General features: G+C 36.6%; 25 protein-coding genes and 3 pseudogenes. 22 read left to right on the top strand and 6 right to left on the bottom strand.

The window, feature by feature from the left end; all coding sequences use genetic code 11:
• Positions 1-251: 251 nt before the first annotated feature.
• Both K8L98_RS11835 and K8L98_RS11840 read right to left on the bottom strand, forming a co-directional pair.
• The gene (locus K8L98_RS11835) at positions 252-356 is read right to left on the bottom strand and encodes a YjcZ family sporulation protein (RefSeq protein WP_223442694.1); all 105 of its coding nucleotides are present in this window, start codon (positions 354-356) and stop codon (positions 252-254) included.
• Positions 357-891: 535 nt separating this feature from the next.
• On the bottom strand, positions 892-1,065 hold the full coding sequence (locus K8L98_RS11840; RefSeq protein ID WP_223442696.1) for a hypothetical protein: 174 nt from the start codon (positions 1,063-1,065) through the stop codon (positions 892-894).
• A gap of 675 nt (positions 1,066-1,740) precedes the next feature.
• On the opposite strand from K8L98_RS11840, the gene K8L98_RS11845 reads away from it, so the two are divergent.
• The 3 genes from K8L98_RS11845 (at position 1,741) to K8L98_RS11855 (ending at position 4,328) form a co-directional block, all read left to right on the top strand.
• Positions 1,741-2,439: a response regulator transcription factor gene (locus tag K8L98_RS11845; RefSeq protein WP_223442698.1), complete on the top strand. Its 699-nt coding sequence runs from the start codon at positions 1,741-1,743 to the stop codon at positions 2,437-2,439.
• The gene (locus K8L98_RS11850) at positions 2,436-3,509 is read left to right on the top strand and encodes a sensor histidine kinase (protein WP_223442700.1); all 1,074 of its coding nucleotides are present in this window, start codon (positions 2,436-2,438) and stop codon (positions 3,507-3,509) included. Before K8L98_RS11845 ends, K8L98_RS11850 begins: the two co-directional genes overlap by 4 nt.
• 234 nt (positions 3,510-3,743) lie before the next feature.
• Positions 3,744-4,328 (top strand): YdhK family protein, encoded by a 585-nt coding sequence (locus K8L98_RS11855; protein ID WP_223443347.1) that lies wholly within the window; start codon positions 3,744-3,746, stop codon positions 4,326-4,328.
• A gap of 66 nt (positions 4,329-4,394) precedes the next feature.
• On the opposite strand, the gene K8L98_RS11860 is transcribed toward K8L98_RS11855, so the two are convergent.
• Positions 4,395-4,613 carry a recombinase family protein gene (locus tag K8L98_RS11860; RefSeq protein ID WP_338037041.1) on the bottom strand — a complete coding sequence of 73 codons (219 nt, stop codon included), beginning with the start codon at positions 4,611-4,613 and terminating at the stop codon, positions 4,395-4,397.
• Positions 4,614-4,625: 12 nt separating this feature from the next.
• Positions 4,626-4,829: pseudogene (locus K8L98_RS11865) on the bottom strand (small, acid-soluble spore protein, alpha/beta type).
• Between the two features lie 335 nt (positions 4,830-5,164).
• Here K8L98_RS11865 and K8L98_RS11870 point away from each other — a divergent pair.
• The 5 genes and pseudogenes from K8L98_RS11870 to K8L98_RS11885 all read left to right on the top strand — a co-directional run bounded on the left by K8L98_RS11870 (position 5,165) and on the right by K8L98_RS11885 (position 8,161).
• A complete protein-coding gene (locus K8L98_RS11870; protein WP_223442702.1) occupies positions 5,165-5,716 on the top strand; it encodes a TVP38/TMEM64 family protein in 552 nt (183 codons plus the stop codon).
• A gap of 31 nt (positions 5,717-5,747) precedes the next feature.
• Positions 5,748-6,005 (top strand): annotated as a pseudogene (locus K8L98_RS26855) (GrpB family protein); the annotation flags it as partial.
• Between the two features lie 633 nt (positions 6,006-6,638).
• Complete coding sequence (locus K8L98_RS11875; protein ID WP_223442706.1) at positions 6,639-7,091, top strand: helix-turn-helix domain-containing protein; 453 nt, start codon at positions 6,639-6,641, stop codon at positions 7,089-7,091.
• 118 nt (positions 7,092-7,209) lie between these two features.
• A complete protein-coding gene (locus tag K8L98_RS11880; protein ID WP_223442709.1) occupies positions 7,210-7,524 on the top strand; it encodes a hypothetical protein in 315 nt (104 codons plus the stop codon).
• 238 nt (positions 7,525-7,762) lie between these two features.
• Positions 7,763-8,161 carry a VOC family protein gene (locus K8L98_RS11885; protein ID WP_223442712.1) on the top strand — a complete coding sequence of 133 codons (399 nt, stop codon included), beginning with the start codon at positions 7,763-7,765 and terminating at the stop codon, positions 8,159-8,161.
• A 40-nt stretch (positions 8,162-8,201) separates the two neighbouring features.
• Here the strand turns inward: K8L98_RS11885 and K8L98_RS11890 are convergent, their stop codons facing one another.
• A complete protein-coding gene (locus tag K8L98_RS11890; protein WP_223442716.1) occupies positions 8,202-8,405 on the bottom strand; it encodes a hypothetical protein in 204 nt (67 codons plus the stop codon).
• A gap of 42 nt (positions 8,406-8,447) precedes the next feature.
• Here K8L98_RS11890 and K8L98_RS11895 point away from each other — a divergent pair, with 42 nt between their 5' ends.
• From K8L98_RS11895 to K8L98_RS11950, 13 genes and pseudogenes are all read left to right on the top strand, one after another.
• Positions 8,448-8,963 (top strand): LURP-one-related family protein, encoded by a 516-nt coding sequence (locus tag K8L98_RS11895; RefSeq protein ID WP_223442719.1) that lies wholly within the window; start codon positions 8,448-8,450, stop codon positions 8,961-8,963.
• Positions 8,964-9,085: 122 nt separating this feature from the next.
• Entirely contained in the window at positions 9,086-9,910 is an 825-nt protein-coding gene (locus K8L98_RS11900) for a CbrC family protein (protein WP_223442722.1), read from the top strand.
• A gap of 281 nt (positions 9,911-10,191) precedes the next feature.
• Complete coding sequence (locus K8L98_RS11905) at positions 10,192-10,965, top strand: DeoR/GlpR family DNA-binding transcription regulator (RefSeq protein WP_223442725.1); 774 nt, start codon at positions 10,192-10,194, stop codon at positions 10,963-10,965.
• 1 nt (position 10,966) lies between these two features.
• Positions 10,967-12,010, top strand: a complete 1,044-nt coding sequence (locus tag K8L98_RS11910) for an oxidoreductase (RefSeq protein WP_275976753.1) — start codon at positions 10,967-10,969, stop codon at positions 12,008-12,010.
• A gap of 37 nt (positions 12,011-12,047) precedes the next feature.
• Complete coding sequence (locus K8L98_RS11915) at positions 12,048-12,536, top strand: heme-degrading domain-containing protein (RefSeq protein WP_223442728.1); 489 nt, start codon at positions 12,048-12,050, stop codon at positions 12,534-12,536.
• A gap of 274 nt (positions 12,537-12,810) precedes the next feature.
• On the top strand, positions 12,811-13,869 hold the full coding sequence (locus K8L98_RS11920; RefSeq protein WP_223442733.1) for a LacI family DNA-binding transcriptional regulator: 1,059 nt from the start codon (positions 12,811-12,813) through the stop codon (positions 13,867-13,869).
• Between the two features lie 159 nt (positions 13,870-14,028).
• The gene (gene rpiB, locus K8L98_RS11925; protein ID WP_223442736.1) at positions 14,029-14,502 is read left to right on the top strand and encodes a ribose 5-phosphate isomerase B; all 474 of its coding nucleotides are present in this window, start codon (positions 14,029-14,031) and stop codon (positions 14,500-14,502) included.
• Between the two features lie 14 nt (positions 14,503-14,516).
• On the top strand, positions 14,517-15,440 hold the full coding sequence (gene rbsK, locus K8L98_RS11930; protein ID WP_223442738.1) for a ribokinase: 924 nt from the start codon (positions 14,517-14,519) through the stop codon (positions 15,438-15,440).
• A gap of 21 nt (positions 15,441-15,461) precedes the next feature.
• The gene (locus K8L98_RS11935) at positions 15,462-16,751 is read left to right on the top strand and encodes an ABC transporter substrate-binding protein (protein WP_223442742.1); all 1,290 of its coding nucleotides are present in this window, start codon (positions 15,462-15,464) and stop codon (positions 16,749-16,751) included.
• A 70-nt stretch (positions 16,752-16,821) separates the two neighbouring features.
• Positions 16,822-17,724, top strand: a complete 903-nt coding sequence (locus K8L98_RS11940; RefSeq protein WP_223442745.1) for a carbohydrate ABC transporter permease — start codon at positions 16,822-16,824, stop codon at positions 17,722-17,724.
• A gap of 13 nt (positions 17,725-17,737) precedes the next feature.
• The gene (locus K8L98_RS11945) at positions 17,738-18,631 is read left to right on the top strand and encodes a carbohydrate ABC transporter permease (protein ID WP_223443358.1); all 894 of its coding nucleotides are present in this window, start codon (positions 17,738-17,740) and stop codon (positions 18,629-18,631) included.
• 208 nt (positions 18,632-18,839) lie between these two features.
• On the top strand, positions 18,840-19,448 hold the full coding sequence (locus tag K8L98_RS26860) for a YesL family protein (RefSeq protein WP_223443360.1): 609 nt from the start codon (positions 18,840-18,842) through the stop codon (positions 19,446-19,448).
• Between the two features lie 199 nt (positions 19,449-19,647).
• Positions 19,648-19,886 (top strand): annotated as a pseudogene (locus tag K8L98_RS11950) (MBL fold metallo-hydrolase); the annotation flags it as partial.
• Between the two features lie 102 nt (positions 19,887-19,988).
• On the opposite strand, the gene K8L98_RS11955 reads toward K8L98_RS11950, so the two are convergent.
• Positions 19,989-20,891, bottom strand: a complete 903-nt coding sequence (locus K8L98_RS11955; protein WP_223442748.1) for a DMT family transporter — start codon at positions 20,889-20,891, stop codon at positions 19,989-19,991.
• Between the two features lie 160 nt (positions 20,892-21,051).
• Between K8L98_RS11955 and K8L98_RS11960 the strand changes: the two genes are divergently transcribed.
• Positions 21,052-22,428 (top strand): aminotransferase-like domain-containing protein, encoded by a 1,377-nt coding sequence (locus K8L98_RS11960; protein ID WP_223442751.1) that lies wholly within the window; start codon positions 21,052-21,054, stop codon positions 22,426-22,428.
• The last annotated feature ends 24 nt before the right edge of the window (positions 22,429-22,452 follow it).

Raw genomic sequence — 22,452 nt, forward strand, 5'->3', positions numbered from 1 at the left:
AAATCCCCTCCAAAATAAACAGTACAAACCTTTCTTTTTACTGTCTACTATAAGGGGATAATATCATTTGAAGATCCTTTTTTAATGCCGATAATTATGTTTATGTAAATTAATTTTTGTATGGAGTATTCATGTAAGACGAGTCGTTTTAATTAAAACCTATATAAGCAAAAATTCCTCTTCCCCACATTAAATCAAAAAACACCTAGCTTAACTGAAAGCCAGGTGTTTTTTGTAAATCTAAACGGTTTTTAGTAGAAGTCCTTCATGAAAGAAGCACCTACAATAATTAACAATACAAATAGTACGACAATTAACGCGAAATTGTTGTCTTTTCTGCCACCATAATCACTCATTTAAGATTCCTCCCCCCCAATATAAGCTAATACCAAATTATGTGGAAAAATTGAGAATGATTGGACAGACACTCTGGGTATTTTATGATTTTCACAAAAAAGTAACAGCATATGTCCAGCTATATAAAGTATTTGGGGTTTGAAATTAGGAATTAGTGATTAACTTTCCCTATCTTTTCTAATATCCACTCTTTCCTCAACAGTTGTCCAAACCTTTTTGGTTTTAAGTCATATTTTATAGTAAGAGAACGCAAGTATCTCTGGTGCCTCCAGCCCATATTGACTTCCTTATCACTTTCAAAGGTAAAAGCGTATGTTTGATACATACGCTTTTACCTATTTCGATCGTTTTGTTGGGAGATAATCTTATGAATAAAGCATGAGCTATTCCGCAATCGGGGTCTTTAATGGAGTAACACTTGAATTATAAAGAGAACACAAAAAAAGCAACCGATATACGGTTGTTTTTTTACTAAAAAGTAGACTTGTAGGATCTCATGGTTAAATATAAAGAACTCAACTTGAGCTCTCCGTGTTACCATTCTGGTTCTTCTTTTATATCAATTTTAAAAACTTTAATGTCATTTTCTTTAAGAGCCTTTTTAATAGCATTAGTTACAGTTTGTTTAACATTCTCAAAACTTTCTCCTGATGCTGTTCTTATCATTAAATCGATTTCCATTTCCTCTTCGGTAATCCCTTCAGCCACAACATTAATATCATGTTTCTACCTGAGCTTTTAGTTAACGGAAAAATTGAAGTTGTAGAAATTATTGATGATTTTAAAAAGCAGACTAGGTGATATCTTGAAATCTTTTATTCAACAATCGGGGGCTTTAATGGAATAAGGACGGGAACGTCCAAATCGGACGTTCCCAAATTTTATACCTGAAAAACAACAATACTACTTAACAAAGCCTTTTATTAAAAGACGCTGTCTTCTAGTTTGTTGTTACTCTAAGTAAAAAACTGAAAAATTGAATTTTGTGGTAATTAGTTATCCTAATGAAAGAGCACTGTCACTCCTCTAACATGAAAATAAACTAATAGTAATTACAATAAAGGAGTTATTGGAGTGACAATAGAAAATCGTATAATAAATGGAAGTTTTGAAACAGGTTCCCTTTCACCGTAGGGTGGTTCTAACGCAACTATCACTAATCAATATTCTCATACCGGATCTTTTGCTGCTCGATTGTTAGCCGGAGCTGTGACTAACTGCGAATGTACACATGACATTCCTCTTACCTTTAATGTTGTTTTTTCTATTTTCTTCATTAATTTTTCTTTGGGAATGAGAACTTCATCTAAAACATTTCGTAATAAATTTAATAATGATATCATTCTTTATCATGAAGACAGTGAATTTTCGGAGGTGTAGTAATTGAAAAAGACTAAAATTTTAGTTGTGGATGATGAACAAAAAATTAGAGAGGTCATATCTTCTTACCTGCAAAATCAAGGATACTGTGCCTTGGAGGCACGTAATGGAACTGAGGCAATTGAAATCGTAAATAACGAACTGCCTGATTTTATGATTCTTGATTTAATGCTGCCTGATATGTCGGGAGAAGAAGTCTGCGAGATTATAAGAAGAAAATTTTCAATACCTATTTTAATGCTTACGGCAAAGGTTATGGAAAATGATAAAATACATGGGCTCTCAATAGGAGCAGACGATTATATGGTGAAGCCTTTTAGCCCAAGAGAACTGATTATGCGAGTTAAGACCATATTAAGACGCACAAATGAGGATTTACTTTTAGCGGAGAGAATCGCATTTAATAATGAAGAATTAGTCATCGATACAGCTAATCAGGAAGCTTCATTTCACGGCGAAACCATTAATCTCACACCTAGTGAGTATAAGCTGCTGCTTGTGTTAGCCAGATATCCTAGGAGAACATATACCAGAGAAGATTTAGTAGAAAAAGTCCTTGGTTATGATTATGAAGGCGAAGCTCGAATCATTGACCAACATATAAAGAATTTACGCCATAAAATTGAGCCAAACCCAAAAGAACCTATTTACTTGATTACTGTTTATGGCATAGGCTACAAATTCATGGGAGAAAAATCATGATGAAAGGACTACATGCTCGCCTGGCTATTAGTTTCACTATAACCACCACGTCTGTCTTAATTCTTGCCAGCATAGTTTATGCTTTGGAAATTCACTATCACTTTAAGATGTTTCAACACGAATCCTCCATGAATCAAAATATGGATCCTTTAAGCAGCCATTTGGAAAGAGCAATGCTGGAATCCATCTTTTTTACAGCTGCCGGAGCTATCATCTTAGTGATTATCATTAGTTACTTTGTAGCCAAAAAACTGTCCGACCCTCTCCTTCAGATGCGAAGGGCGGCAGAAAAAATGACTAAAGGCGATTGGGCAACCCGAATACATATACCTGGTAATGATGAAGTGAGTGAGTTAGGTTCATCACTGAACCTATTAGCATTTGAACTAGAAAGACAAGAAAAAATACGAAAAAGCATGACAGCCGATATTGCACATGAGCTTCGAACGCCTTTAGCTACCTTAAAGAGCCATATGGAGGCTTTTGAAGATAGAATTTGGGAACCAACGCCTGAGCGAATTAGGAGTTGTACAGAGGAAATTAATCGTCTCATCCACCTGATTCACGACTTCGAGCAGTTAAATACCATTGAGTCACCTGATTTTCGCATGAATTTCCGACAGCATGATTTGAAACAAACAATTGAACACTGTATCGAAACTGTGAGCGGGGCATTCCTTCAAAAGAATATTAAGTTAGAAACAAAGCTTTCAGGAGGGTTAGATTTCCCCTTCGATGAAGAGAGAATGAAACAAGTATTTTTCAATCTTTTATCCAATTCCTTAAAATATACTGCATCTGATGGACAAGTCAGTGTTTCGGCTATAGAGGAAAAGAAATCTGTACTTATTGTAGTAGAAGATAACGGCTCCGGAATAAAAACAGATTCACAAAGCAAAGTATTTAACCGTTTTTACAGAGAAGATAGTTCGCGGAGCCGTAACACGGGCGGAAGCGGTATCGGGTTAGCAATTGTAAAACGTTTAGTCGAAGCTCATCATGGTGAAGTATGGATAGAGAGTCAATTAGGAAAAGGAACGTCTGTTTTTGTTCGACTTCCCAAACGCTAGAGGATAAAAGGCAGGTTAACCTGCCTTTTTCTTATTGGAAGATGAATTCTCTATAACTCGTAATATTCCAAAATGCTTTCCAGAAAATCAAGGTTGTCAGCCTGCCATCTTCATAAGTTCTACATAATTGTTGTGTAAACTTGATGTATCGAGAGTTAGTCTGCGAAACCATTACATGCTAATCTCTCCTCATCTGGAAGGTGCTAATACTAATAAGGAGAAGTGAAAAAAACAATGAAAAAACAACTATTATTTCTTGGTGTGGCTACTATTATTGGTTTAAGTGGATGCGGTAACATTGCAGACCGTGAAAACAATGAAAGCAAAAATAAGGAGCCAAAAGAAGAAGAAACAAACCATTCAGAGATGAACCACTCTAGTACAGGTGAAATCCCCGAAGGGTTAAAAGAAGCAGCAAATCCTAAATATGAAGTTGGTAGCACTGCAACCATTCAATCGGACCATATGGGTGGCATGAAAGGGGCTGAAGCAACCATTTCCGGTGCTTTTGATACAACTGTCTACGCTGTTTCCTACACCCCTATAACAGGTGGCGATCCTGTAAAAAATCATAAATGGGTCATACACGAGGAGATAAAAGATGCCGGTGATACCCTTCTAAAACCTGGGGATGAAGCCGATTTAAATGCCGACCATATGAAAGGGATGAAAGGGGCCAAAGCAACCATTGATACTGCTGAACAGACTACCGTTTACATGGTCGATTTCACCCCAACTACTGGTGGAGAGCCAGTGAAAAATCACAAATGGGTAACAGAAAGTGAACTTTCGAGTGCAGGAAATCACAGTGGTCACTGACCAATTGCGTTACTCAAAACCAAAACAAAAAAGGAGTAAGAAAGATCTCTTACTCCTTTTCCCACTTCATCCAGCTACTAAATTTCTGCAATCTTCCGCACATCTTTTTCTACCTTCAGATGTTCGTTCAACTATTATCTCTCTTTCAAACTGCGCAAAAGAACCTACAACATTTAATAATAAAGATTGTAGGGGGTTTGCTGTTTCATTGACCTTAAAAGATAAATTATCTTTAAAAGAGCACTGATCATATTGTGATCTCGCTCTTTTTTGTTGTATCAGCAGCTAAACTTTGTTTTAGAATCTTCCGCCCATACCTTTTTGAGAGAATTGTACTAATCTCTTCGTAATTTCTCCGCCAACTGAACCATTAGCGCGTGACGTTGTCTCTGCACCTAGGTTAACACCAAACTCCTGAGCAATTTCATACTTCATTTGATCAATAGCCTGCTGCGCTCCAGGTACTTATAAGTCATTACGATTGCTGTTTCTTCCAGCCATCTGATCCAACTCCTTAAAGTTATATTCACTTTCCTGACCACAATGATTAGTGTAGCAAGTATAGGAGTTTCTGCAATAACCTTTTCATTTTTCATTACTGGACTATTTTTTTCAGTAGCTTATTTATACAAAGAAGAGTTATCTAGAAAAATATAATGAGGCTATCAAAACGAAACAAACTAGAAAAGGCCAATTCAGGTCTTTTTTATTTGTAATTAATCCGTAGTGCACGTATTCACAAAACATACTAAAAAAAATGAAATTGCGAGAAAAATAACTGATAGAATAACAAATACAACATAACTAATAGTTCAATACATTGAGGTGACGTCACAGTGCAAGAAGAATTGGTTCAGATTTTAGAAAACTACTCTTCTATGGCAATTACTATAAGTATCCTTATAAACATTATTGTTTCTATTGCAGGTGTAGTGCCAAGTGTGTTTGTCACTGCTGCTAACCTTACTTTTTTTGGATTTTGGCAAGGAACATTACTATCTTTTATTGGTGAAACATTAGGTGCTTTAATTGCTTTTTATTTATACCGCAAAGGATTTAAAAGGTTATCCCATGAAAAGTTAAAAGAGTATCCACGTGTAAACTCTCTTATGCATATTGAAGGCTTTGATGCATTTTTACTGATTTTATCATTACGAATTATGCCTTTTATTCCATCTGGAATTGTTACCTTTTTCTCAGCAATTGGAAGTGTTTCTGTCATAGTTTTTTTCCTTGGGAGCACAATAGGTAAATTACCGGCATTGCTTATGGAGTCATATGCTGTTTATCAAGTCACAACAGTAAGTGTTCAAGGGAAAATAATCATGAGTTTAGCTGCCTGTTATGGGGTTTTTATTTGCTATAAAAACATAAAGAAAAAGAAGTGAGGACCTATAAAAAGAAGAGAACCCACTAAAGCAATTAGAATACGAATATGTTTTTCATGTGGGATTTACTGGAAGATGTTTTTTTAGAAAAGGCCAGGGGAGAACTGGTACTCATCATTTACATATTTATGAATATAAGAGTGAGTTCTGGATTAATAATATTTTTTTTCGAAATTACTTAATAGACAATTCAGATATAAAGCTTCAATATAATGAATTAAAAAGGATTTATCTGTGCGTTATAAATGCGATCGAGTTGGATATACAAATGCAAAAGCTCCATTTATAACTAATGTAATTTCACTTGCCAAAGAAACTTACAATAATGGATGAGCTTGTTGAATTTAACTTATTCCACAATCGGGGGCAATTGTTGAAAATCCAATTGCCCTCATTCGTTTTAAAGGAAATTCTTTTATAATACTTACGCCTAGGTGAAAATATTCTCATGAAAAAATTTTGATAATGCTACTGCTGTTTGTCGGATTATTCTCTTCTTATTCAAATGTATAGGCTAATATAAAATTACAAAAGTGTTGGATCAGCCAAAAAAGAACTGAAGGTGAGTCGAATTGGATGTGGGGTTTTATAAAAGATTGAAACCAAAGATTATGTTATTCCGTTAAAGGTGGCGTTTGTGGAAAAAGACGTAAGAGGGTGATAGATATTAGACATGTCTAATATTTATCACCCTTTATTTTTAATGAATTTTTACAAATTATGTCTTGATATTGAAACCTTGCAACAGCTTTCTTTTTAGTCAGCTCTGTTGATAATCGGGCAGTAATCAGATGAAGAAACCTTGATAAATCAAGATTTTTTGAAGTGCACGCATAAGTTGCGCGTGATGCGCTTATTACTATCTTTACTTTGCATAATTTATCTTATAATACTAGTAGTAAGAAAGGGCGATGAAAAGATTATGATTTTTAGCGAACGATTAAAACAAGAACGAGAAAAAAGAAATTGGTCTCAAAATGATCTTGCAGAGAAAATTCATGTGAGCCGCCAATCAGTGTCCAAGTGGGAAACAGGAAAAAATTATCCAAGCATTGAGGTAATCATTCAATTGAGTGATTTATTTGGTATTTCAATCGATGAATTATTAAGGAGTGACGATGAATTGAAAGAAAAAATAATTCGAGATAGTAAGCAGTTAGAGTATCCAAAGTGGAAAGTGTTTTTTGATTGTATGTTCGTGCTAGGGGCATTTTTGTTAGTGTCTAAATTCATTATATTTGCTCTAAATAAATTTGTTGGAACTGAAATTACAATTTTGAAAGATATCGGAATTGCAGCGAGTTTTTTACCATTTTCATTGATGGTTATTGGTGGTATTGGATCTGATTCTTTGAAGAAGAAATATGTAGATTAAAGCTGGAAAGTCGGGTGAAGGGAAATCTTGCCTCGCCTTTCTTTTTGTGTTAGAAAAATGAACCTTTTTATAATTGAATTACGTATTATAAATAATTCAATTATAACGGGGGGGTAAAATGAAGAAGTACATTTTTTTTGTCTTAGTAACATTGGTAATTGAGTCTTTATTAATTACTGGGACAATAGTTATATGGGATACTCGTTTTCCAGAAACAATGTTCTTCGGTTCCTGTTTATTCATTTTTATTGCTTTTCTAATAAGTTCTTCAGGGGATTTCTTATCTAACTACTCTGAATACTCCGTTTTCGGGGCGATGGCAGGAAGTTATCAACTCAAGCGTGAAGAACCTTATTTGATTATAAGTCCATTTTTAGTTGGTTCTATTTTGTTTTTCATCAGCTATTTTATAATATATTATTTTATTTATTGAATGTTTTCCATCAAATCGATGCACTTGAATTCGTAGTGTGTTACTCCATTAATAGGGGCGACTGCTTAAAGTGTCGCCTCTTCTTCTTGAAGTGAAGGGCAAGTTAATTGAAGAAGAAGTATGACTCGGATTGAATTATATTTTATGTAATGTCATTATTAAATTAAAGTCACCTAACGTATATTCATATATTAATTAATGAAGGCTTTAATTAAGTAACTAAAGGAGATGATTTTTAATGGGAAAAGTTACACCATTTTTAATGTTTCAAGATGGTAAAGCAGAAGAAGCGATGAATTATTACATATCAATCATTGATGATTCAGAAATTACGAGTATTGTTCGCTATGGAGCGAATGAAGCTGGAGACGAAGGAACTGTAAAGCAGGGTGCTTTTTCCTTAAAAGGGCAAGAATTTATGTGCATTGACAGTAATCTGAAGCATCAGTTTTCCTTTACTCCTTCATTCTCAATTTTTATTACTTGTGATACTGAAGAAGAAATAAACAACCTTTATCAGAAACTTATCGAAGGTGGACAGGCACTTATGCCAATTGGTGATTATGGTTTTAGTCAAAGGTTTGGTTGGCTAAATGATCGGTTTGGAGTATCGTGGCAACTAAATCTTCCTTCGTGAAAGTCTTACCTGTAATCATTAAATAAATACTGCATTAAAATCAACTAGGTATTACTTCATCAGGGGTAATACCTTCTTTTATATTAAAGAGCTTAATTAGTTTTGATTTTGTAAGTAATGTACTTAAACTAATAGGTGGGTTAGTTAAAGAAGAATTGTGAGTTGAGTGAAACAATTTTAAGGGTGGTGCTCCAGGAGGATCTTGAACAATGTGGCGCTCTTTTACAAAAAAAGTCTGAAACATGTGCAATGCTCCGTTCGTATATATAATAAAGGGGTGTTAGACATGGATAAATGCGTATACTTCACTGATCAATTTTTTTCTTCCGGCAGAACTGATATTTATAATGAATCACAAGAAAAGCTTGGAAAACTCGATTTGAAAAGTGCATTCACTTCAAGTGTGAGTGTGGAGAATGAAAAAGGCGAAGTCATTGTTGAAGGCAGCTTTCCGTTTTTATCTGGCAAATGGACAATTAAACAGCCGAATGGGAAGGAATTGGGCGAGATAAAAGCTTCATTTTCATTCTTCGCTAAGCGTTATAATTATACAACAAATTGCGGCAGATTTGAGATTGAGTCACCAGCTTTCTCAAAAGAATACACTATACTCGATGGGAATAAAGCAACAGTGGCGACATTCAAAAAAGTAAGTGGAATTTTTCAAGCAGCTGCGTACGAACTGAGGAATTATTCGGATTTTTTTCTTACTGAAGAATTGATAGCTGTTGTCATGGGCGTCAATGCAATTGAAAAACGCAGAAGTTCAAGTGACGGCGGAGGAGCAGGAGCATCTACATAATTTAAATAGATAAACTTATCCTTTTTCTGGGTACCTATTTACAGTTAAGCTCTTGATTTTAAGCAGCAAAAAGAATTTAATGCTAAAGAACAGTGGATTTCGGTGCAGAAAGGAAACCTTAAATGTCCTATAGCTTAATTTTAGAAGTTGACTTAGCAGAATTGAATAATAATCAGAAGGGGACATTCTTTTCTAAGGTAAGTAAATTCATATCTACCGAAGATTTCGAATTATTTAGGAGAGCTGTTAGTAACAAAACTAAAGTTTATAAAGTATTTGATACTGAATATAACAAGATTATCCACATAAAGAAAATAATTAAACTACTGAATGAAGATACAACAAAATTTACTATCTATCAGAAAACTGAGGATAAAAAGAATATAATTAGTCTCCTTGAACTTGAAAATATAATAGATGAGTTTAAGGTTATCCATCAGCTCCCTTATTTTAAATATCATCCTCACGTATATGAAAGTGGATGTATATCTTTCTATAAAGATATATGCGAGGTATGTAACCAAGAAAGTTCTTTCTTTAATGAGGGCTGTTATGGAGAAAGTGACTTAGAAGTCATATGTGTTCAATGCATTGCATCTGGGAAAGCAGGGGAGGAATATGATGTATCTTTCAATTATCAATATCCAATCTCTTTTAAAGATGATAATAAAGTTGAGGAACTTCATTTAAGAACTCCTTCAATTCTATCGTGGCAAGAAATACCCTGGTTAGAACACTGTAATGACTTTTGTGCCTATATAGGAATAGTAGATTGGGAAAGAGTTAGTCACCTCGAGCCAGAGATCCACAATGATTTAACAATAGAAGCAACAAAGTATAATCTGGAGCAGGGTGACCTTAAAAATGCCTTGAATTCTTATATTGTTGGACATTTATTTAAATGTCTTCATTGTGGTAAGCACAGATTAACATCAGATTTATCTTAATATTGAAGTTTGCGAAGAAATGTACTTAAATTATCGCTGGCGATTGCGGCGCATAGTACTTTTGTTAATTAATCTTTAATAAAGGGAAACACACTTTGGACATGTCTAATTTGTGTTTCCCTTTTTTTATACTTGCACAAATTCCTCAAATATTAATTTTCTGTTTGTTGCTGAAATACCTTAAAATAATTATTTTAATTAAGTTTTTTAAGTTTTTTCTGGCTTTTTGGATATCGATCTATATATAATAGATTTAGAAGATTTTAAAGGAGCTCTAGACTATGTATCAAGAACAAAGGCTGACAGCGATAAAAACGTATTTGTCTTCTCATAAAAGCATTACAATCGAAGAAATATGTGAAAAATTAAGTGTTTCAAAAGATACAGCCAGAAGAGATCTTGTCAAACTTGAAGAACGAGGGGATATTATAAGGATTAAAGGAGGAGCAACACTTCCATCTGCCAACCGGCATTTAATTGATTACAAAGAACGAATAGCAACCGCAGGAAAAGAACGAATTGCAAAGAGTGCGTCATTGTTGATACACGAAAATCATGATTTGTTGATGGATACATCTTCAACTGTTGCTTTAATAGCGAAGTGCATTGGAAACAAACATGTGAATGTGATTACAAACTCCATCGATATAGTTGATGTAATAGGAGAGTATTCAAATATTCAAAGCTTTTTGCTTCCTGGAAGATTCAATTCGAAAAACAGAAATGTAACAGGACCCAGAACAATCAAAACACTGGATGATTTTAAAGTAGATCAATTATTTCTGGGTGCATGCGGAATCAGCGTTGAGGGAGTTACCTCTCCAGATGAAAATGAAGCTTTTTTGAAGAAAAAAATGATGAGTTGTGCAAGACAAGTGATAATGCTTGCGGATCATTCGAAGTTCGAAAAGGAATTTTTACATAAGGTTTGTGATATGACGGATATTGATGTGATTATTACAGATAAATATCCCGATGAAGAAGTGAAAGACAAAATTACAGAGAACAATATTCTTTTAGTTGTTGCTGAAGATGAAAAAAGTGAGGGTTTATAGGATGAGAAAAATTAAAGTTGGTTTAATAGGATATGGACTATCAGGGGCTACATTTCATGCACCATTATTAAGTGTTTTAGAACAATTTGAAATTACAAAAGTAGTCAGCTCCAATTTGGAAAAAGTGCATCAGGATTTGAAAGATGTGGTGGTAGTAAGCAGTTTAGAAGAAGTTCTAGAAGATGCATCCATTGATTTAGCAGTTATTACAACACCGAGCGGTTTGCATTACGAAATGGCTAAACAAAGTTTAATGGCTGGAAAACATGTTATTTTGGAAAAGCCCATGGTGGTGGAAACATGGGAAGCAGAAGATCTTATTAGGATTGCTGATGAAAAGAAGCTGTTACTAAGTGTTTATCATAACAGAAGATGGGATAATGATTATTTGACTGTCAAGAAGCTTGTAAATGATGGGGTGCTTGGAGAAATCAATACCTATCAGGTTCATTTTGATCGCTTCAGACCAGCTGTAAGAGATAGATGGAGAGAAAAGCAAGGTCCTGGAGCTGGCATGCTTTATGATTTAGGTTCACATCTAATTGACCAAGCCCTGCATTTATTTGGATGGCCGCAATTTGTAATAGCAGATGTTTTCGCTCAAAGAGAGAATGCAGAAACGGATGATTATTTCCATGTTATTTTAGGATATGAAAAGCTGCGAGTCATTTTGCATTCCGGTTCAATCGTCCCGACTAACGGACCGCGTTTTCAGGTGCACGGAAGTAAAGGCAGCTTTATAAAATACGGGCTTGATGGTCAGGAAGCTGCACTCAAGGAGGGCAAAAAGCCTCTAGATAACTCTTGGGGAGCAGATCAGCCGCAATTTTACGGTCAGCTTGTCAGGTTTGATGGAGATAAAGAGGAGCATAAAACAATTCAAACCCTGCATGGATCTTATGTTTCCTACTATAAAGAAATTGCCAAAAGTATACTTGAGGGAAAAACTGCTCCTGTCACTGCAAATGAGGGGCTATCTGTCATTAAAATCATTGATGCTGCCTTTAAAAGCAGTAAAGAAAAGAAAGCTGTATATATCGATTAAAGCTTATTTTTAAAAATAATCTTAAAGAGGGATCAATATGGAATATGGTACTTTGCAAGCTAAGTTAGAGGAAGTTAAAAAGCAGGAAGAAGAACTTATTTTTAAAAGCTTTTCTAATGAAGATGCATGGCACATAGGATTGTTTATCATTGAATCTGCCAAGAAAATAAATAAATCTGTTGCAGTAAATATCATTAAAAATCGACAAACAGTATTTCATTATGGGATGGATGGTACATCACCTGATCAAGATGAATGGATTAAGAAAAAATCAAATGTTGTCTTACGTCATCATCATAGTTCTTATTATATGATGCTTTACAATCAGTTGAAAGACAGATCCTATTTTGATTTTTATTCAGCCAGTCCTTTTGAGTATGCAGTTCATGGAGGAGCGTTTCCTATTATAACGGAAGGATCAGGAGTAATTGGAGTCATCACTGTCTCCGGCTTAACCCAGGAAGAAGATCATGACCTTGTTGTAAAGGCAATTACAGGATTTCTTAATAAGACTTCCAGACAATAATTTAATTAGAATTGAACTTTTAAGGAAAAGAATGGTCTTATCATATTGCTGGAAGATTATCTTAATAATAAGTGTGTTTTTTAAAATTTACCAACAGATCACTTCGTCCATACGCGTAATTGCGTGTGGATTTTTTTAATTATTTAAATACAGAGGAGTGATTCTATTTAACCTTTACCTTTGTAACCAGTAAAGATTCCAAATCGTTAATTGACAATAATGAAAATTCTGAATATAATCAAGTTAATCGATTAAAAGGAGGTGAAACTGTTAGATGAAGAGGGCAACCCTTAAAGAGGTAGCAAGATTGGCAGGAGTTTCAACAGCTACCGTATCAAATGTATTAAATGAAACGAAAAATGTAAGCGAAGAGGTTAAAGACAAAGTTTACAAAGCGGCCCAGGAACTGAATTATCAGCCTAACATAGTAGCCAAAAGCCTTCGTGTAAGGGAATCTCGCACGATAGGGCTGCTGATAACCGATATTGCAAATCCCTTCTTCTCTCTTATGGTTCGCGGGATTGAAGAAGAAATATCAAAAAGCGACTACAGCCTTCTGCTTTGCAACACGGATTCGTCCGTGGAGAAAGAAGATAAATATCTCAAAGTACTGATTGGCAAAAGAGTAGATGGTTTAATCGTATCATCCGCAGGAAACACGGGCGAATATTTTCATTCAATGAATAAAACGGGAGTTCCGATTGTTTTTCTTAATAGGTGCCCTGATTTTATGATCTCGGATGTGATTATGACTAACAATATTAAGGGCGCGTATTCCGCAACGGAGCATTTGATCCGGCACGGCTACGATCATATCGCAATCATTACTGGACCAACTTCAATCAGTACCGGTAAAGACCGGTTGATTGGCTACAGGAGAGCACTGGAAGATTATGGTATCACCGAGTCGGATGAGCTTGTAAAAGTAGGCAATTTCGATATTGAGAGCGGTTACATTAAGATGAAAGAGCTGATGGAACAGGAAATGAAACCGGATGCTGTGTTTATTTCAAATAACTCGATGACGCTTGGAGCATATAAATATTTAAAGGAAGCAGGTCTTTCTATTCCAGATCAAGTAGCAGTCCTCGGTTATGATGATTCTAGCTGGGCACAGATCGTTGAGCCGCCTATTACAACTGTAAAACAGCCTGCTTATGAACTCGGTGTCCAAGCTGCCAAATTAATGCTGGCCAGAATTATTAAAAAGCAAGTGAAGCGGGAAATCATGTATTTAGACACGTCACTAATCGTCCGTCGTTCATGTGGCTGCACTGAAGATAACATGTTTAACGGTGAATCCGTGCAGTTTAGTGATAATTTATTGATCTAATTCCGAAAACCCAAAACTTGATATCTAGTTTCTTCGCATTATACCATTCGTTAATTGTTAAACGATTAACTTAAAAATCAACAGTTTTAAGTCTTGAAGTAAATTTATTAACAAAAAGTGCTGCTGGCAGTTAAATATAAAATATTTGGAGGCGGAGATATGAGAATCGCAGTCGGAGGAGACCATGCAGGTTATCCACTTAAGGAGACAGTTGTAAGCGCTTTAAAAAAATTCGGACACGAGGTAACGGATTACGGATCATTTGATAGCAATCCTGTAGATTTCCCTGATATCACTAGTGAAGTATGTGCAGCAGTGCTATCCGGAGAGGCTGATAGAGCTGTAATGGTATGCGGTACAGGTGTGGGAGCATGTATTGCTGCCAATAAGATTCCAGGTATTCGTGCATCCGTCTGCCACGACATCTATTCCGCGCATCAGTGTGTAGAACATGACGATGTAAACGTAATGTGCGTAGGTGCACAAATTATCGGTCCGGTTATTGTGGAGGAATTACTGGAGAGTTTCTTGAAAGCAGAATTCAGTACCAAGGAAGAGTTTAGGCGGCGTGTTGAAAAACTAAACGAGATGGAGCGTCAGTATTCGTCTTTGAAACCGGCTCTGTCAGAGTAAACGGGAGGAGAATCATGTCCATACAAGCGCAAATTGTGGTAGTGGGAAGTATAAATATGGATTTAGTCGTGAAGACGCCTAGGATTGCACTTGAGGGAGAAACCATAATAGGCGATGGATTTTCCACTATGCCTGGTGGAAAGGGAGCAAATCAGGCGGTGGCCGCGAGTCGACTAGGCGCACAAGTAAAAATGGTTGGCTGTGTGGGTGATGACAGATATGGTAGAGAACTGCTGGCACATTTTGAAGAAGAGAATATAGGTACTGAATATGTAACAACAATATCAGGCCAGTCAACAGGAGTGGCCATGATTACCGTCAATGAATCCGGTGAGAATAGCATCGTTGTCGCTCCTGGCGCCAACGCTCGGATGACTCCTTCTTATGTACGAGAGGCTGAGAATGTGATTCGTTCAGCTGATATGCTTTTGGTTCAATTGGAAATCCCGATGGATGCGGTGGAAGAAGCAGTTAAAGTTGCGAACCGCCATAGAGTTCCGGTTATTTTAAATCCGGCTCCGGCCCGCCAGATGTCTGATGTACTTCTGAAGCAGATCGATATTCTGACCCCAAACGAAACAGAAGGCAAGATCATCGTCACAGGCCGGGCGGAAAGTGATGCTTCTATTGGAGAAGTAATGTCTCATCTTATTAGCAGGGGTGTAAAGCGAGTTGTTATGACGCTAGGGGGAGAAGGGGCAGCATACTCAGAAAGCGGTGCATACCGTCTTATGAGAGCCCATAAAGTTGAGACTGTTGACACAACTGGAGCGGGTGATTCTTTCAACGCCGGATTAGGTGTATATCTCGCAGAAGGAGGTACGTTAGAAGAAGCTGTTCGCTTTGCACAAAAAGCAGCTGCTCTGTCCGTCACTAATTTTGGTGCTCAACCGTCTATGCCTAACAGAACAAAGGTGAACCAATTTGAATATAATTGATCCTTTTGGGGGGAGAAGTTAATGAATCCTAATAAAATATTATTTATTATCATGTCTGTCATTCTGATATTTGGGTTAACAGCTTGTTCATCAGAGGAAACAAAGGGCGGAGCATCTTCCAGCGAGAAAGTTGAATTGCGTGTGGCGTGGTGGGGTGGTCAAGCTCGGCATGACAAGATGAATGAACTATTCGACTTGTTTGAGCAAAAAAACCCAAATATTAAGGTATTGCGCGAATTCACTACGGAAAATCAGTACGCGGAGAAATTCACTACTCAAGGTGCAGGTGGTAATGCCCCGGATGTAATGCAGACGAGCAGCTTCTTCCAATTTGACTTTGTAACGCGTGAAATGATGCTGGATCTTGACCCGCTTGTTGATTCAGGTGATTTGAATATAAAGGATTTTGATCCGGCAGATATTGGCGGAGGCAAAGTCAACGACAAGTTATATGCTATAAGTCTTGGTCACAATATTACAGGCGTGATCTATAATACAGCTATGTTTGAGAAAGCAGGAATAGAAGCGCCTGAAAACAACTGGACTTGGGACGAATATGTAGCTGCAGCCAAAAAACTGAAAAAATCACTGGGCAAAGACGCATGGGCGGTTGAGGATGAAGGTGGAGTGTATCGTGGACTAGAATTGTTTGCCCAACAGAGAGGGAAGTCAGTTTTTAAAGATGATGGACTAGGAATCGATAAAAAGGATTTGAAAGACTGGTTCAAGTTCTGGGATCAAATGCGTAAAGACGGGTTAACTCCACCTGCTTCAATTCAAGCAGAACAAGGAGATAAAACACAGGAACAGTCCATGCTTGCTCTTGGTAAGGTGGCGATGATCAGTAAAAGTTCCAATCAGCTGAAAATCTATCAAGGCAGTTCGAAAGACAAGCTTGCTATCGTCAGTTATCCGTTTGATCCGAATGGCAATAAGAAAATCCCTTTAATTGTGGCATCCCTAGGAATTTCTTCGAAAACAAAACATCCGAAGGAAGCGGCTAAACTGATAAACTTTGTTGTTAACGATTCAGATGCGGCCAAAATTTTTAAAGGTGAGCATGGTCCACAGGCTTCGAAACAAATGCAGGAAGTGATAACGCCCTTACTGGGAGAATCGGAGAATAAGGAATACGCTTTCGTAAACGAAATGATACCTTCCACTAAGCCGTATCCAGCTATGCCGGGTGGCAGTACATCCGTACAAAAGCTTCTGCTTACAAGTAACCAGGAGATTGCATTTGGTCAAAAAACCATCTCTCAGGCCGTTGATGACTTTTTTGAACAGGCAAACAAAATATTGAACCGATAAGTCAATTTATTTTGAGCAAAAGCTCAACTACATAATATTGAGCTTTTGTTCCTGCAAAGGAGTCTATGCTATGTTGAAATTATTTGACAACAAGCAGTGGTTACCGTTCATTCCTTACATCTTTCTGGCGCCCTGGCTTATAGGAATGATCTTGTTCAATGCCTTTCCTTTCCTTAGCTCATTATATCTTTCATTTACAAATTACAATTTCGTTTCCTCGCCTACCTGGATTGGTATAAAAAATTATGCAACTATGTTTACCCAAGATTCACAGTACCTGCAAGCTCTCAAGGTTACACTTACTTATGTGATTGTAGCTGTTCCGCTGGAGTTAGCATTTGCTCTTTTCCTAGCAATACTCTTAAATAAAGGACTTCGCGGTCTGGGTGTCTACCGTGCTGTTTACTATATACCTTCGCTAATCGGCGGAAGTGTCGCTATAGCGATTCTATGGCAGCAAGTATTCGGTAATCACGGCATCGTCAATCAATTGCTTGGTTATATAGGAATTGTTATGCCAAGTTGGGTAGGGACGCCTGATTATGCTATTTGGTCGCTCATTATGTTAAAGGTATGGCAGTTTGGTTCACCGATGGTCATTTTCCTGGCAGGTCTCAAACAAATCCCGCAGGAATACTATGAAGCCTCTTCCTTGGATGGTGCTGGTAAATGGAAGGGATTCATTTATATCACTCTGCCATGCCTGTCTCCTATTATTCTATTTAATACGATCATGCAAATTATTAGTTCTTTCCAGGCATTTACTCCGGCTTATATCATAAGCAACGGAACGGGTGGACCGGTAAATTCGACTCTGTTTTATACGCTTTATTTATATCAGAACGGATTCGGCAACTTCCAGATGGGATACGCCTCGGCTATGGCCTGGACATTACTTATTATCATCGCCTGCTTTACTGGCCTGGTGTATTTGACATCGAAAAAGTGGGTTCATTACGGAGATCAGGGGTGATGGTGTGGAAAAGATGATAAAAGTTAATCAGCAAAAAAGTGAGTTTGTAATAGGGTTAACGGAGTACAAAAAGACAAGGACTCAGTTTAAAAAACTTATTCTTCATGGTTTCATCTTATTAGGCGTAGTTATTATGCTATACCCCATTTTGTGGATGATTATCAGTTCGTTTAAACCAACTGAAACCATATTAACCGATAACAGTCTATGGCCAAAAGACCTGACACTATCAAACTACAAGAATGGATGGAAGGGCACATCAGGAACATCGTTTACCACATTTTATCTGAATTCTTTTATTATGGTAGGGTTAGCGGTGGTTGGCAATATCATTTCCTGTTCTATTACCGCTTATGCTTTTGCTAGGTTGGAATTTAAACACAAAAAAGTCTGGTTTGCCTTAATGATGATGACCATGATGATTCCAATGCATGTACTTGTTGTGCCGCAGTACATTATCTTCAATAAATTGGAATGGATCAATACCATTTTGCCAATTGTGGTACCAAAGTTTTTTGCAGTGGATGGATTTTTCATATTCCTGACTGTTCAATTCATTCGGTCACTTCCTCGTGAACTGGATGAAGCTGCTACCATTGATGGATGCGGACCGTTTAGCATATATACCCGAATTATTCTGCCTTTAACAGTACCAGCAATCGTGACAACAACCATATTCACATTTATTTGGACATGGAACGACTTTTTCAGTCAGCTTTTATATCTCAGCAGTGTAGAAAAATATACAGTAACACTCGCGCTTCGTATGTTCACTGATGCGGGAGGAGAGGCAGCCCTTGGTTCGCTTTTTGCAATGTCTGTATTATCAATTATACCGGTATTTTTGATTTTCTTATTCTTCCAGCGTTATATTGTCGAAGGCATAGCCACATCTGGAATAAAGTAAAAGAAGATTTTTTACCTGCAAAATTTAACTGCCCAAGCAGAAAATGATAAAAGGAACATTATCGGGATAGAAGATATAATTTCACCAGTAATCCTATTTATAACAAAAGAATTTCATCTAAAACTGCTGCTTGATTAACTAAACAAAATTGATGAAAGGACGGTGAGATGGAGTGGAATTAAACGGATTTTACAGTGGAATCTTTAGAGTGTTTGAATGGATTACCCGATTGGTTGGTTTGAATATATTATGGCTTTTATTTACCATATCCGGGCTGATTTTATTTGGTATCTTTCCAGCTACTGCGGCAATGTTTGCAGTTGCGAGGAAATGGGTGCTTGGTGATGAGAATATTAGGGTTTTTCACTTTTTCTGGAGGAGCTTCAAGAAGGAATTCTGGAAATCGCAACTTCTGGGATATCTGTTCCTTTTGATTAGTTTTATACTATTCATAGATATCAAATTCTTTTTGGATCAAGGCTCTCTCTTATCCAAGTTCATGCTATTAGTTTCCATCAATCTGACTATTGTGTTCCTGGTTGTCATTGTTTTTCTATTTCCAGCGTTCGTCCATTTTGACTGGAAGCTATTCCAATATCTGAATAGGAGCCTGCTAATTGCGATATTGAATCCTAAATTAACTATTTTGATGATTACCGGTTTATTCGGCTCTTTCTTTATTTACAGGTACATCCCGATGCTCATACCCTTTTTTGGAACTAGTGCTGTCGCCTGTTATTTGACTTGGATTGCTCAAAGATCGTTTCGTATTGTTGAAGAGAAAAGGAAAAAATTTCAATTTGGCAGCGTGTCTTAATAATATAACCTCTAAGTTCATAGAGTTTCTTAGAATAGACCTGAGTGATGGAACCATTTTATCAAGACTAAAAATATTAAAATTCAAAAAAGGAAGACGTTTAACATTTTAGACATGTCCAAAATGTTAAACGTCTTATCTTATTATTTAACAAATGCACCGGATAGTTTAAGTATGTTATTTCACAAACTTCTCTTTGCCAGAAATCATTGTGGTAAATGGCGGAGAAAATCAATTCTTAGGCGGTCGCTAGTAATAGGGAAAGAGGATATCTATGAAGTTTATAAGGATGCCCCTGACGCGAAAATTATTTCTGTCCATATGGAGACTGTCAATCATTGGACATTATCAAGAGAAGAATTGAAAAGCTTTATTAATGAAAAAGGAATCTCCTCTAGTGTCCTAGTGCCGCATGATGGTGAATCATATTCTTTTTAAGTTGAAAAATGGACTTTCAAAAGAGAGCACATATTAACCATGTATAATATGTGCTCTCTTTTATCATTAACCATTATATAGCTATCTCAATTGAACAGACAGTTAGTTTTTCTCTGATACAGCTTCTTTTTTTGATACGTGAGCATTTTTGCCTAATATAACAGAAAAGACTACTATCAATGCTATTACAACAGTGAAAAATGTGATGGATTCATCTAGAAATATGGTTGCAAATAGAATCATTAAAAATGGTTGCAGGTATTGAAGCTGACTAACTCTTGCTATTCCGCCCATAGCCATTCCGCTATACCAGGCAACATATGCTAAAAATTGACTGATCACTGCGAGATAAATAAAACTGACCCAAGCATGTATTGGGGCATGGAGCATTTCGGTTGTAAGGTTTAATCCAACTGGAAAAATAAAAAATGGAGCACCGATCATAATCGCCCAAGCAATTACTTGCCAGCTACCTAAATCTTTCGCTAATTTCCCGCCTTCTGCGTAACTAAGTCCAAGTATTAACACTGCAGCCAATATTGCTAAATCGGCAAATTGTAATTGACCGAATCCGAGATGAAAAGCATACATAATAACAGATAAAGAGCCAATTATACTTGAAATCCAGAATTTGAGAGAAGGGATTTCACCTGCTCTAAACATAGCAAATCCGGCTGTTGCCAATGGTAACAGGGCTACTTCCACAGCTCCATGAGAAACAGGCAAGGATTCCATTGCCCAAGAAGTAAGGAGAGGAAATCCTAAAACTGCACCTGCTGCAACAATAAGCAGACTTTTGAATTGGCGGGGATTAGGCAGTTTTTCTTTTCGAACAATCAATACCACGCCTACTAAAATAGCGGCTACAATTGTTCTTCCTAAACCGACGACCGTAGTCCCAAAATACTCTACTGCAATACTTGTAGACGGGAGCGTTAAGCTAAAACAAATGACGCCTGCTAATCCCAAAATTAATCCTAATTTCTCTCTGATTTCTCCCTGCATCTTATCTAACCCCAGTCTTTATATTTTGTATCACATCTGTACCATTTTTTACTTATCTAAAAAACAGTTCTGATATAATTAACATACTATGAGTACATACAATAAAAATAAACCATTTTTTTACTCATCTGTCCTGGTACAGTTAAAGGGGGATCAATACATGAACTCAAAATATATTAAGATAATGCAAGAAATTAAGATTCAGGTAGCAGATGGTTCGCTGATTGCAGGCAGTAAACTCCCTTCTGTTCGTCAGTTATCTGAGTATTTTTCATGCAGCAAAAATACGGTCATTAAAGCATACGCCGAACTTGAAAAAGAGCATTTAATTTATTCAGTTCCTAAAAGCGGCTACTATGTTGTGAATGAATTTCAAAAAGCGGCGGAAGAAAATGAGGTGATTGATTTCTTGTCTGCCGGTCCAGATAAAAAGGTTATGCCTTATGTGGAATTTCAACATTGTATGAATCAAGCAATTGAACAATATAAAGAAGAGCTTTTTACATACTCTGATCAACAAGGGCTTTACTCACTGCGGGTACAGTTAGTGAAATATTTGCAAAGTCTGCAGGTGTTTACTCAACCTGAAAGAGTAATCGTTGTATCTGGCTCGCAGCAAGCCCTTAATTTATTAGTTTCTATGCCATTTCCAAATGGAAAAAACAATATTCTAATTGAACAGCCTACTTATTTCGGATTCATAGAGTCCATCAAACTGCACCAAGCTACTGCTTTTGGAATTGAGTTATCGATGGAAGGAATTGATCTTGAACGTCTGGAATACATTTTTCGAAATAATGATATCAAGTTCTTCTATATTATCCCTAGATTTAACAATCCGCTTGGACATTGTTACCCGAATAGCGATAAGAAAAAAATCGTTGAGTTAGCTGAAAAATACGATGTATATATAGTGGAGGATGATTTTTTAGGAGACCTTGATCCAAATGCAAAATCAGATCCTTTATTTTCTTTTGATCCTTCTGGGAGAGTGATTTATATTAAAAGCTTTTCGAAAATTTTTCTCCCGGGGTTAAGGATCGGTACTGTCGTTCTTCCTTCATTAATGATTAACAATTTTTTACGATATAAATTCAGTTCGGATTTTAATAGTTCAGCACTTTCTCAAGGTGCGCTAGAAATCTATTTAAAAAGTGGTATGTTTAATAGCCATCTCAAAAGAATAAAAGAGGTATACCGTACTAAAATGCAAATCCTTCAAGAAGCATGTGAATCATTCCTGCCGGCTAATACTCATTTTTCAAAACCGCCTTCAGGATTCTATCTATCCATCAGTTTGCCAGAGAATGTGACAGCAAAGCAGGTAGTTCATATGCTGAAAGAGCAGCATATATATGTTGATGATGCCTCCAGAATGTTTTTACCAGAATATAAAAAGGAAAATCTCCTTCGATTATGCATTTCTCAAGTGAACGAGAGTCAAATTAAACTAGGGGTAGAGCGATTGGCTCACTGTATTGATTTAATTAATAGTAGAAAAAATGATATTAGTCCAAATAACTTTTTACTCATTTAGTATGGGTAAGTTTATATAGAGGGC

This window comes from Metabacillus dongyingensis, assembly GCF_019933155.2.
Taxonomy (GTDB): domain Bacteria; phylum Bacillota; class Bacilli; order Bacillales; family Bacillaceae; genus Bacillus_P; species Bacillus_P dongyingensis.